Annotated in this window: 11 protein-coding genes and 1 other RNA gene; 7 read left to right on the top strand and 5 right to left on the bottom strand. The window is 68.9% G+C overall.

The genetic code is table 11. From position 1 onward, the window contains the following. Both VRZ77_RS17840 and VRZ77_RS17835 read left to right on the top strand, forming a co-directional pair. The coding region (locus VRZ77_RS17840) for an NAD(P)(+) transhydrogenase (Re/Si-specific) subunit beta (RefSeq protein ID WP_414593938.1) at positions 1-404 on the top strand (404 nt) is incomplete at its 5' end. A 119-nt stretch (positions 405-523) separates the two neighbouring features. Next, the gene (locus tag VRZ77_RS17835; protein ID WP_414593937.1) at positions 524-1,873 is read left to right on the top strand and encodes an extensin family protein; all 1,350 of its coding nucleotides are present in this window, start codon (positions 524-526) and stop codon (positions 1,871-1,873) included. An 18-nt stretch (positions 1,874-1,891) separates the two neighbouring features. Here the strand turns inward: VRZ77_RS17835 and dapB are convergent, their stop codons facing one another. From dapB to VRZ77_RS17815, 4 genes are all read right to left on the bottom strand, one after another. Then, the gene (gene dapB, locus VRZ77_RS17830; protein ID WP_414593936.1) at positions 1,892-2,677 is read right to left on the bottom strand and encodes a 4-hydroxy-tetrahydrodipicolinate reductase; all 786 of its coding nucleotides are present in this window, start codon (positions 2,675-2,677) and stop codon (positions 1,892-1,894) included. A gap of 16 nt (positions 2,678-2,693) precedes the next feature. Then, positions 2,694-3,821, bottom strand: a complete 1,128-nt coding sequence (locus VRZ77_RS17825; RefSeq protein ID WP_414593935.1) for a linear amide C-N hydrolase — start codon at positions 3,819-3,821, stop codon at positions 2,694-2,696. A gap of 104 nt (positions 3,822-3,925) precedes the next feature. Continuing rightward, an RNA gene (gene rnpB / locus VRZ77_RS17820) (RNase P RNA component class A) lies at positions 3,926-4,312 on the bottom strand. A gap of 115 nt (positions 4,313-4,427) precedes the next feature. After that, positions 4,428-4,748: a transglycosylase SLT domain-containing protein gene (locus VRZ77_RS17815; protein ID WP_414593934.1), complete on the bottom strand. Its 321-nt coding sequence runs from the start codon at positions 4,746-4,748 to the stop codon at positions 4,428-4,430. On the opposite strand from VRZ77_RS17815, the gene VRZ77_RS17810 reads away from it, so the two are divergent. After that, positions 4,720-4,968, top strand: coding sequence for a hypothetical protein (locus tag VRZ77_RS17810; protein ID WP_414593933.1), 249 nt, complete (start codon positions 4,720-4,722; stop codon positions 4,966-4,968). The two genes, VRZ77_RS17815 and VRZ77_RS17810, sit on opposite strands and share 29 nt — an antisense overlap. A gap of 197 nt (positions 4,969-5,165) precedes the next feature. Here the strand turns inward: VRZ77_RS17810 and VRZ77_RS17805 are convergent, their stop codons facing one another. Continuing rightward, positions 5,166-5,957, bottom strand: a complete 792-nt coding sequence (locus tag VRZ77_RS17805; protein ID WP_414593939.1) for an N-acetylmuramoyl-L-alanine amidase — start codon at positions 5,955-5,957, stop codon at positions 5,166-5,168. Between the two features lie 304 nt (positions 5,958-6,261). Between VRZ77_RS17805 and rsmH the strand changes: the two genes are divergently transcribed. The 4 genes from rsmH to VRZ77_RS17785 all read left to right on the top strand — a co-directional run bounded on the left by rsmH (position 6,262) and on the right by VRZ77_RS17785 (position 11,369). Continuing rightward, positions 6,262-7,293: a 16S rRNA (cytosine(1402)-N(4))-methyltransferase RsmH gene (gene rsmH, locus VRZ77_RS17800; RefSeq protein WP_414593932.1), complete on the top strand. Its 1,032-nt coding sequence runs from the start codon at positions 6,262-6,264 to the stop codon at positions 7,291-7,293. Between the two features lie 11 nt (positions 7,294-7,304). Then, complete coding sequence (locus tag VRZ77_RS17795) at positions 7,305-7,904, top strand: hypothetical protein (RefSeq protein ID WP_414593931.1); 600 nt, start codon at positions 7,305-7,307, stop codon at positions 7,902-7,904. 22 nt (positions 7,905-7,926) lie between these two features. Then, positions 7,927-9,717, top strand: a complete 1,791-nt coding sequence (locus tag VRZ77_RS17790) for a peptidoglycan D,D-transpeptidase FtsI family protein (protein ID WP_414593930.1) — start codon at positions 7,927-7,929, stop codon at positions 9,715-9,717. A gap of 158 nt (positions 9,718-9,875) precedes the next feature. After that, positions 9,876-11,369, top strand: a complete 1,494-nt coding sequence (locus VRZ77_RS17785) for a UDP-N-acetylmuramoyl-L-alanyl-D-glutamate--2,6-diaminopimelate ligase (RefSeq protein ID WP_414593929.1) — start codon at positions 9,876-9,878, stop codon at positions 11,367-11,369. The last annotated feature ends 10 nt before the right edge of the window (positions 11,370-11,379 follow it).

Genomic DNA, 11,379 nt, shown 5'->3' with positions numbered 1-11,379 from the left:
TGGCCGACAAGCTGAAGGAGGAGGGCGTCGAGGTGAAGTACGCCATCCACCCGGTGGCGGGGCGCATGCCCGGGCACATGAACGTGCTGCTGGCGGAAGCCAACGTGCCCTATGACGAGGTGTTCGAGCTGGAGGACATCAACTCCGAGTTCGCGCAGGCGGACGTGGCCTTCGTCATCGGCGCCAACGACGTGACCAACCCGGCGGCCAAGACCGACCCGACCTCGGCGATCTACGGCATGCCGATCCTCGACGTCGAGAAGGCCAAGACCGTGCTGTTCATCAAGCGCGGCATGGCGGCCGGCTATGCCGGCGTCGAGAACGAGCTGTTCTTCCGCGACAACACCATGATGCTCTTCGCCGACGCCAAGAAAATGGTCGAGGATATCGTGAAGAATATCTAAATCGTTTTAAAATTCGAAATAAATGGCCGGGGAGTTCTCTCCGGCCATTTGCATTTTCAGGTCGAAGACGCGCGCTGCTCTTAACCGGCTGTCAACCAAAGCGGTTCTAGCTTGCCGACATGGCGCGCGGCGTATCCTGGTTTTTCGTAGCCCCGCTCGTCCTTCTGGGGCTCTCGGGTTGCAAGTTCGGGCTGGAACAGCGCGAACCCTGGCGCTCGGCAGCTGAACAGCGGTGTCTGGCGGAGGGCTTGGTCAAGCCTTCCGCCTACATCCAGCCGATGCGCGCGATCGACGGCGCCGGCACCTGCGGCATGGACCATCCCTTCAAGATATCGGCCTTCGGCAACGGCTCGGTGGAAGTGGCACCCAAGGCGACGCTAGCCTGCCCGATGACCTCGGCGGTCGACCGCTGGATCGAGCAGGATATCCAGCCCGCCGCCATGGCCTGGTTCGGCCAGCCGGTGGCGAAGGTGAAGCAGATGTCCTCCTATTCCTGCCGCAAGATGAACGGCGCGAAGACCGGGAAGACCTCCGAGCACGCCTTCGGCAACGGGCTGGATATTGGTGGCTTCGTGCTGGCCGACGGACGCGAGATTTCGGTGCAGTCCGGCTGGAAGGGGCGCCCTGACGAGGCCGGCTTCCTGCGCACCGTGCAGGCCTCGGCCTGCCAGCGCTTCACCGTGGTGCTGGCGCCGGGCTCGAACATCTACCACTACAACCACATCCATGTGGACCTGATGCGCCGCGCCTCCCGCAGCACCACCTGCAAGCCCGCGCCCGTGGTGCCGCGGCCGCCCAACCTGCCGATCTACAAGGCGCCGCCGATGCGCGGCTATCCGGGATCGATGGTCTCGACGCCCGGCCCGGTCAACGAGGTCGAGCCGGCCTATGACGAAGAGGGCGAGCCGGTGAGCAGCAATGCCCCGGTCTCCGCTCCCGCCCAAGCTCGCGCGCAGCCCTATCCCGCGCAGCCTTATCCGGCACAAGCCTATCCCGCGGCGGCTTCGGCCTATCCGGCGCCCGCGGGTGGCGCCGTCGGTGCGCCGATCCAGCTGTCCCCCGGCTATGGGCAACCGGCTTATGGCCAGCCCTCGAACCATGGCGTCGATCCGAACTACCGGCCGCAGCCGAGCGCCGCGCCGCTCTCGCCCTATCCCGCGACCTCGGACTATCCGGCCGCGCCTTCCTATCCGGCGCCGGCCTATCCCGGGGAGGGTTACCCGGCGCAAGGTTATCCGGCTCAAGGCTATCCCGCGCAGCCCGCCCCTGTCCCCGCGGCGGCTCCCGCGCAGCAGACGCGCCCGCGCCCGCCGGGCGTGCCGCTGCCGCCCGCCGGCATTCCGCTCGCCAAATGGCTGGGCCTCGACCGCACCAGCACCGGTTCGACCGGCAATGTGCGCTCCTTCACCGACGAGCGTCAGTTCGCCTCGCCGATCGCAGCGCCCGAAGCGCCGGCCGGCGAGGACTGAGCCGTCGAACTTCGCCCGTCAATCCAGCAGCGTATCGAGCCCGCGCCGCACGCCGGTCCATCCGCTGACCTTGCGCGCCGCCAGCAGCGTGCCCGCGACATAGGGCGCGGCCGAAGAGCCGGCATCGTGGCGGAGGGTGAGCCGCTCGTCAGGTGCACCGAAAATGCTCTCGACGCCGAGGACGAAGGAGGGCAGGCGCAGCGCGTGAACCCGCACCTCGCGCACGCCCTCGCCGAACGCGCCGCCGCGCGTCGCCGGCACGCCCGAGACCTCGGAAACCGGCCGGCTGGTGGCGGGAAGCCGTACCCCGGCCAGCGTCTCGGCCAGCTCGCGCGCGGTGCCGGAGGGCGCGTCGGGCTTGCCGGCGGAGGCGTAGTCGATGATCTCGACATCGGCGACATATTTAGCCGCCTCAAGGGTAAAGCGCTTGAGCAGGGTCGCGGTGATGGAGAAATTGCCGGCGGCAAGCACGCCCCGGCCGCGCTCGCGGGCCAGCGTGTCGAGTTCGGCATAGTCGGCGGCGCCGAGCCCCGAGGTGCCGACCACGGCGTGGAGCCCGGCATTGAGCGCGGCCGCGACATGGGCCTTCACCGCGCCGGGCTTGGTGTAGTCGATCAGCACGTCGGCCGGGACCTTGAGCGCCTCCTCGATGCTGGCGAAGACCGGCGCGCCGTCGATGACGGTTCCGGCGGCGGAGCGGGCCACGGCGGCGGCAAGTTCGAGGTCCGGCGCGGCGGCGATGGCCGGCACCAAGGCGCGGCCGACCCAGCCCGTGGCGCCGGCGAGGAGAATGCGGATGGTCATGAAAAGCTCCGGTGGCTCACGCCGGCGGCTTGCCGGGCAGGAAGCTGAAAGGCGGGGACGGCTGGAATTCGCCACTGACCTCGCCGGCATAGACCTCGCCCTTTGCCAGGTCGAGTTTGCGCACGCCGGTGCCGGGCGCGAAGTCCACCTTGTCGAAGGCGACCCAGAACGTGTTGGGACGGGTGGCGGAATCGAAGAAATACACCCGGTTCTTCTGGTCGGCGACGGTGCGCCAGAGCGTGGAGGAGATGTTGGGCTGGTCCGGCGTGGTGATGCCGAGCGGCACGCTCACCGCGCGCTGCACGCTCATCACTCCCGCCACCGCCTGATTGGCGAAGGAATGCCCGGGCACGCCGGCGATATAATGGGGGTCGAGCTTCCTGGGGATGGCGCCGAGCAGGAAGGAGGCGCGGGCGAAGCGGTCCGCCGCGCGGTTCGTGCCGGGCAGGAAGGTCAGCCCGCCGATCTCCTGCCAATAGGCATTGAGCGCGAGCTGCTGGTCATAGGCCGGCGAGTTGGTCATCACCGTGTAGTCGCGACCGTGATGGATGACGAGCTTGCCGCCGATATACTCGAAGATCGCGGAATCGCCGCTCGAATCGGAGAGCGAGAGGTGGAGCGCGGCGGGTGCGCCATTGGGCAAGGTCGGCGCGAGCAGCGTGAACGGCTCGGCCTTCAGGTCGGCGACCGCCTCCGCCACGGTGGCGTGGCTGTCGAGCACATATTGCGCCCAGAGCGAGATCGACAGGAACGGCTTGCCGGCATGGGGCGTGCCGTAGTCGGACTCCGCGAGGTAGAGAATATTGGCGACGAGGCCCTTCTCGTTCATGCCGTCCGTGGTGCCGGCGTCATAGCCGGAGACGATCACGCTGCCATATTTCGAGGTCCACTCCAGCGACTTCGGGCCGCTGGCGCCATCGCGCTTCATGCCGGCGGGCAGGATCCACAAATTGGACCCCATGTCCTCCTTCCAGTCCATGTTGCGGCCGGTGATCACCGTCTGGTCGGCGCCGACGAACAGGGTGCGGGTGCAGGCCTGCGCGAGCGATGGGGCGAGCAAGGCGAGGAGGGCTGCCGCCAGGGCGGGCACGCGGGAGCGGGACAGGTGGGAGCGGGACAGGCGGGAGGACGATTGAACGGTCATTCGGCGCTCCTTTGATGGGCGGCGCGGCAGAGGCCCGCCGGACCGCGGCAGGGGCAGGGATAGCATCCCTTGCACGCCGCTTCACCTCTCGAATGGACGTCTTAGGTGCCAGCCGGCCTGTAAGCCGGGTTCTGTATGGCGGGATTGCTCCCACGTGACGGCCATTCCTCTGGGACGCCGGTTACTCGGCGCCTCAAGCAGTCAACCCGGGTGGCTATCCGAGGACAGATCTGATCCCGGCAGGCCGGAATCGTGCCACCCCTATACGACTTTGCTCCCGGTGGGGTTTGCCGTGCCGCTTCCGTTGCCGGCCGCGCGGTGCGCTCTTACCGCACCCTTTCACCCTTACCGCGGACGGGTCCGCGGCGGTTTGCTTTCTGTGGCACTTTCCCTGGGGTCACCCCCGCCGGACGTTATCCGGCACCGTGTCTCCGTGGAGCCCGGACTTTCCTCGGCGCCCTTGCGGGCGACGCGGCCGTCCGGCCGGCTGGCGCGCCAGTGAATGGGGGAGCGGGCGCGCCGCGTCAAGGATTTAAGGCAGGAACGCGCGCGCGCCGGGACGGAACGCGCAACCAGAAAGCCCGGCGCGCACGCGAAAACGAGTTGTCAGTTCGAGGCCATCAGCGTGCGGGCCTTGCTGCAATAGGCGCGGGCGGTCGCGGACATGCGCCGCGCGCCATGCCCGCCCTGATAGCGCATCACGGTGCCACAGGTGTCGCCGCCGGCGAGGCGATAGGCGCCCGCGAGGTAGCGCATGCCCCATTTGATGTTGGTCTCCGGGTCGTAGAGTGCGGCGCGGCTGCCGCCATAGCCCTGGCCGCGCGCGGTCTGGTGCTTGATCTGCATGAGCCCGACCTCGCCGGCGCGCCCGGTCAGATGGGTCTTCCAGTTGCTCTCGATGCGCACCACGGCGCGGGCTAGCGCCACCGGAACGCCATTTGTCTTCGCCTCCCGGTCGACGATTTTTGCGAGCTGTTCGCGCGAGCTGGGCGCGTCGATCTCTTGGGATTTCAGGTTGTTCGAATTAGCGCTGGCGCAGTTGGCGCCGAGGGCGACAGTCGAGGCGATGATGAGCGAAGCACAAAAAACGTTGCGGGATGCCATTATTCCGGTGAAGCCTTTTCAGGTCGATTTCGCAGCGCCATGAATCGCCGGGAAAATCTGTCTCGAATGAGGCTCGAATCGTTCGCGTTCGGGACGAAGCCTGTCCCGTTTCGCCACAACCTTTAATCTGTGTGGCGCAACCGCAACGTTTGCGACACATCGTTGCGCGAGAGCGCGCGCCGGCGAACGATGCTGACGCAGGAGGTGCGCCGCGACCTCCCGTTTTGTTACACGAAGTGATCAGGCGTCTGAGGAACCGCCGGCACCGGGCCGCGAGCGCGCCAGCTGATAGAGCGTCGCCAGCGTCGAGACATCGGCGATGCCGTCGACCCGCGCCCGGCGGAAATGGCGCTGGAAGGCGCGCACCACCGCCTCCGTCGTTTCGCAATAGCTGCCGGTGACCGGCACGCCATAGCCGTAGAATGCCAGCATGGCCTGCAGGGCCTCGACCGGCTGGCCATGTTCGCCGCGCATGAAGAAGCGCCCGTCGTCGAGCGGCGCCTCGGGCACGAGGTGGCCGACGCCGGCGCGGTGCAGCACCTCCCACGGGAATTTCTCGCCGGGATCGTCCTTGCGGGTCGGGGCGACGTCGGAATGGGCGAGCACGCGCTCGGGCGCGATGCGCAGCCGCGTCACGATATCCTTGGCGAGCGCGGTCACCGCCTCGATCTGGATCGCGGGGAAGGGCGGGTAGCCGTGGTCGTGGCCGGGATTGGCGATCTCGATGCCGATCGAGCGTGAGTTGATATCGCTGGCGCCTTCCCAGGACGAGACCCCGGCGTGCCAGGCACGGCGCGCTTCCGGGACCAGTTGGGCGATCTCGCCCGTCTCGAACACCACGTAATGCGCGGAGACGCCGCGCTCGGGCGTGCGCAGCCACTCCACCGCCTCTTCGGTGGAGGTCATGCCGGTATAGTGCAGCACCAGCATGTCGGCGACGGTAACGCCGATCCGCTCGCCGTGATTGGGCGAGGGCAGCACCCGCGCGGCAAGCGGGGAATCCGGGGAAAACTGTGGCGCGGAAGTCTCCATGCCGACCGAGCTAACCGGCATGTGCGCCGCATTCAACCGATTCTTAAGGTTCATGGAGCGTTAATCGCGCCTCAGGGCCGGGAGTGAATCGGATGCGTCGCCGATGAGGCGTCGCCGGCGTTCCCGCCGGCCCCTGCGATTATTTGAGCTTTCCGTTCCCAAGTCCCGTTCCCAAGTCCCGTTCCCAAGTCCCGTTCCCAAGTCCCGTTCCCAAGTCCCGTTCCCAAGTCCCGTTCCCAAGTCCCGTTCCCAAGTCCCGTTCCCAAGTCCCGTTCCCAAGTCCCGTTCCGAGTAGCGTACTCCGTTGCACAGCGATCCCACCCAGCAAGGTGACAACCCGGCGAGCGAGGCCCGGCACCTGCCCGTCCTTCTGGCGGAGGTGGTGGAGGCGCTCGCCCCGAAGGAGGGCGGCGTCTATGTCGACGGCACGTTCGGCGCCGGCGGCTATACCCGCGCCATCCTGAACGCGGCGAATTGCCGGGTGATCGCCATCGACCGCGATCCGAGCGCGGTGGCCGGCGGGGCCGATCTCGTGCGCGCCTTTCCCGAGCGGCTCGCCATCGTCGAGGACCGCTTCGGCAATCTCGCCGAGGTCGCGGCCATGCTGGACGCGCCCCAGGTCGACGGCGTGGTGCTCGATATCGGCGTCTCCTCGATGCAGATCGACGAGGGTGAGCGCGGCTTTTCCTTCCGCCGCGACGGGCCGCTCGACATGCGGATGTCCAGCGAGGGCGTTTCCGCCGCCGACATGGTGAACAAGCTCTCCGAGACCGAGCTCGCCAATCTGCTCTATCGCTTCGGCGAGGAGCGGCGCTCGCGCGGCGTCGCCAAGGCGATCGTCGAGGCGCGGGGGCAAGCACCGATCGAGCGCACGCTCCAGCTCGCCGAGATCATCTCCAAAGTGGTGTGGGCCAAGCCCCACGAGCCGCATCCCGCGACCCGCAGCTTCCAGGCGCTGCGCATCGCGGTGAATGACGAACTGGGCGAACTTGCCCGCGCTCTGGAAGCGGCGGAACGCATCCTCAAGCCCGGCGGGCGGCTGGTCGTGGTCACCTTCCATTCGCTGGAAGACCGCATCGTCAAGAATTTCATCGCCAACCGGGCGAAGTCGGCCTCGGGCTCGCGTCACCTGCCGGCGGCGCAGGCCGCGGCGCCAAGCTTCCGCCTCGTGGCGCGCGGCGTGGTCGAGGCGGGGGAGGCCGAACTCGTCGCCAATCCCCGCGCGCGTTCGGCCAAGCTGCGCGCCGCCGAGCGCACGACGGCGCCCGCCCATGGGGGCGGCGATCTGTCATCGCTGCTGCCCCCGCTTCCCGCCTTCGACACCCGTCGCCGCTGAGGTCCGAAGACATGTTCCGCATCCTCAACTTCGTTTCGGTGATCGCGCTGCTTGCGGCGGCGGGGGCGGTCTATCACGTCAAATATTCGGCGGCGTTCGAGGCGCAGAAGATCGCGTCGCTGCGCGGCGAGATCCGCTATGAGCGCGACCGCATCGCCACGCTGAACGCGGAATGGGCGCGTCGCACCGCGCCGGACCGGGTGCAGGCGCTGGCCGAGCATCACCTCGACATGCAGCCGCTGGACATCACCCGCATGGACAAGCTCGCCAGCCTGCCGTCTAAGCCCGAGCAGAACGGCGACGCGCTCGGCGGCATGATCGAGGCGCTGGTCGACGGCCCGTCGGGGGGCATCAATTCGATTCTCGGCGGCGTGGACCCGGGGGCGGAGAAGCCCCGGCCCGCGGCGGTGAAGCCGGCCCCGCGTCCGGCGGTGCCCACGGCGCGCGCGGCCGATCCCACCCAGCCGCTGCCGCTCTCGGCGATGCCGGCGGCCGGGGTGATGGCGCCGCAGCGCCCTGTCTTCAACGCGGGACCGCAGGGCGCCATCGGCGCGCCGCTCAATCCCGCCGCGTCCCGCCCGCTGCTGCCGCCGGCAGCGGTCGGCCAGTAATCTCGCGAGGAGGTCTTCCGCCATGGCCGCTTTCCGCTTCGCCGCGTCCCGTCTCGCCGCCGCCCCGCGCTGGCTCGCCTTGCTGCCGCTGCGCCTGTTGCGCGCGCTGGTCGGGGTGGTGCGCAGCGCCGCCGGGCGCGGCCGGCCGGAGCCGCACGCCGTGGCGCGGGCCCGCATCCTGCTGTGCATGATCGTGTTCGGCTGCGTCTATCTCACTATCGCCGGCCGGCTCGCCATGTTCGCCTCGGCACCGGACGGGGCGCTGGCGCGGCGCGGCGTCGCCTCCGACGCGGTGGCCTCGGCGCGGCCCGATATCCTCGACCGCCACGGCCTCGTCTTCGCCACCGATGTGAAATCCTCCTCGCTGTTCGGCGAGCCGAAGCGGCTGATCGATGTCGATGAGGCGGTGGAGGCGCTCTCCGCCGTGCTGCCGGACCTCGATGTCAACGAACTGCGCAAGCGCCTCGATTCCAATCGCGGCTTCGTCTGGCTCAAGCGCGAGATCACGCCGCAGCAGCAGCGCGAAATCCACAATCTCGGCATTCCCGGCATCGGCTTCATGACCGAGAACCGCCGCGTCTATCCCGGCGGCAATCTCGGCGCCCATGTGCTGGGCTCGGTGAACATCGACAATCAGGGCATCGCCGGCCTTGAGAAATGGGTCGACAGCCGCGGCCTCGCCGACCTGCATCTCGCGGGCTTCGCCTCCGACCGCCAGCAGGAGCCGGTGGATCTGGCGATGGACCTGCGCGTCCAGCATGTGCTGCGCGACGAACTTTTCGCGGCCAAGGAGAAGTTCAAGGCCATCGCCGCCGCCGGCACCGTGGTCGACGTGCGTACCGGCGAGATCGTCGCCATGGCCTCGCTGCCGGATTTCGATGCCAATGACCCGTCCGGCGCGCTCAATCCCAAGGCTCTGAACCGCCTCACCACCGGCGTTTTCGAGATGGGCTCGACCTTCAAGGCGCTGACCTTCGCCATGGCGCTGGACAGCGGCCGCTTCACCATCAACTCGACGCTGGATGCGCGCGGCGCGCTGCATTTCGGCAAGTTCAAGATCAGCGACTACCACGCCGAGAACCGGGTGCTGACCCTGCCCGAGGTGTTCCTCGTCTCCTCGAACATCGGCACCGCCAAGATGGCGCTGGCGCTCGGCGTCGACGCGCACAAGGCCTTCCTCAAGAAGATGGGCCAGCTCGACCGGCTGCGCACCGAGCTGCCGGAAAGCGCGGCGCCGATCGTGCCCAAGCGCTGGGGCGACCTCAACACCGCCACCATCGCCTTCGGCCACGGCCTCGCAGTGGCCCCGCTTCAGGCGGTGATGGCGGTCAACGCGCTGGTGAACGGGGGCTATCTCATTCCCCCGACCTTCCTCAAGCGCACCCCGGAAGAGGTCGCGGCGCTCTCCGTCCGCGTCATCAAGCCGGAGACCAGCGCCAAGATGCGCTATCTGCTGCGGCTCAATGCCGAGAAGGGCTCCGCGAAGAAGGCCAACACGCCCGGCTACTATGTCGGCGCCAAGACCGGCACCGCCGAGAAGGTGGTGAACGGGCGCTATTCCAAGACCAAGCTGCTCACCACCTTCACCGCCGTGTTCCCGATGGACGACCCGCAATATCTGGTGCTGGTCATGCTGGACGAGCCGCAGCCGGTGGAGGGCACCTATGGCTATGCGACCGCGGGCTGGAACGCGGCGCCGACCACCGGCACCATCATCAGCCGGATCGGGCCGCTGCTCGGCATCATGCCACGCACCGACCTGCCGCCGGCCGAGAGCCTGCTCAACGACTACAAGATCGCTCAGGCGCAGTAGACGGCCCGGCCGCGCCGCGCGGGGCTGGCATGACGCCGATTTCCCGTGCGTGAGGGGGCGGGAATCGGCTATCCGAATCGGAAACAGGCTATCCCGCGACGGGCCGGGGAAGACGCCGGCGGCACGGCTTCGCCGGGTGTCGTTAGAGGCAGTTGAGCATGCACAACGCAATCCGACCCACCGGCAGCGGCTGCATCAGGCTTAGCTTGAGCGCGCTGGTCGGCGAGGATGCCGATTACAGCGCCGCCGATCCCGCGCTGGAAGTGGGCGAGCCGGTGCTCGACAGCCGCAAGGCGCGGGCCGGCGACGTGTTCTTCGCGCTGAGCGGAGCCCGGAGCGACGGCATGGCCTTCGCCCGCGACGCGCTGGCGCGCGGGGCGAGCGCGGTGGTCGGCGAGGCGGAAAATCCCGGCCTCGATCCCGGCACGCCTTATGTGCGGGTCGGCAATGCCCGCCGCGCCGTGGCGCTGGCGGCCGCGCGGGCGTTCCCGCGCCAGCCGGAGACCATCGCGGCGGTCACCGGCACCTCGGGCAAGACCTCGGTCGCGGCCTTCACCCGGCAGATCTGGGCGCGGCTCGGCCATGCCAGCGCCAGCCTCGGCACGCTGGGCGTGGTCGCGCCCTCCGGCGCGGTCTATGGCTCGCTCACCACGCCCGACCCGATCGAACTGCATCGCACGCTCGACACGCTGGCCGGCGAGGGCGTCACCCATCTGTGCATCGAGGCGTCCTCGCACGGGCTCGACCAGCATCGCCTCGACGGGGTGCGGCTCGCGGCGGGGGCCTTCACCAACCTCTCGCGCGACCATCTCGACTATCACCCGACCATGGAGGACTACCTCGCCGCCAAGCTCAGGCTGTTCCGCGACCTGCTCCCGCGCGGTCGGCCCGCCGTGGTGTGGGTGGACAGCGCGGAAGGCGGGCAGGTCGCGGAAGTTGCGGCCGATCATGGGCTGGAGGTGATGGGCGTCGGCAATGCCGGGGCCGGCATCACCCTGCTGTCGCGCACTGACGAAGGGCTCGGCCAGCGGCTCGAAATTGAGGTCGAAGGCACGCGCCATTCGCTGCTGCTGCCGCTGGTCGGCGCGTTCCAGGCCGCGAACGCGCTGGTCGCGGCGGGCCTCGCCATCGCCACCGGCGCGCCGGCGGACGAGGCGCTCGACGCGGTATTGCACCTTGAAGGCGTGCCCGGCCGGCTGGAGCTGGTCGGCACCGCGCGCGGCGCCGGGGTGTTCGTCGACTACGCCCACAAGCCCGACGCGCTCGCCAATGCGCTGGCCGCGCTGCGGCCCTATGCGACGGGCAGGCTGATCCTAGTGTTCGGCTGCGGCGGCGACCGCGACCGCGGCAAGCGCCCGATCATGGGCGAGATCGCGGTGCACGACGCCGATATCGCGATCGTCACCGACGACAACCCGCGCAGCGAGGACCCGGCGGATATCCGCGCCGCCATCCTCGCCAGCGCTCCCGGCGCGCGCGAGATCGGCGACCGGGCCGAGGCGATCCACGCCGCCGTCGCGATGGCGCAATCTGGGGATGTCGTGCTCATCGCCGGCAAAGGCCATGAAACCGGCCAGATCGTGGGCGAGCGCACCCTGCCGTTCTCGGACAGCGAGAGCGCGCGTGCGGCGATCGCGGCGATCGCGAGCTAAGGGGGACGTC

The organism is Ancylobacter sp. G4_0304 (genome assembly GCF_047501495.1).
Lineage (GTDB): Bacteria > Pseudomonadota > Alphaproteobacteria > Rhizobiales > Xanthobacteraceae > Ancylobacter.
Note: the sequence above shows the minus strand (reverse complement) of the source record. Positions and strands in the feature narration are given on the sequence as shown.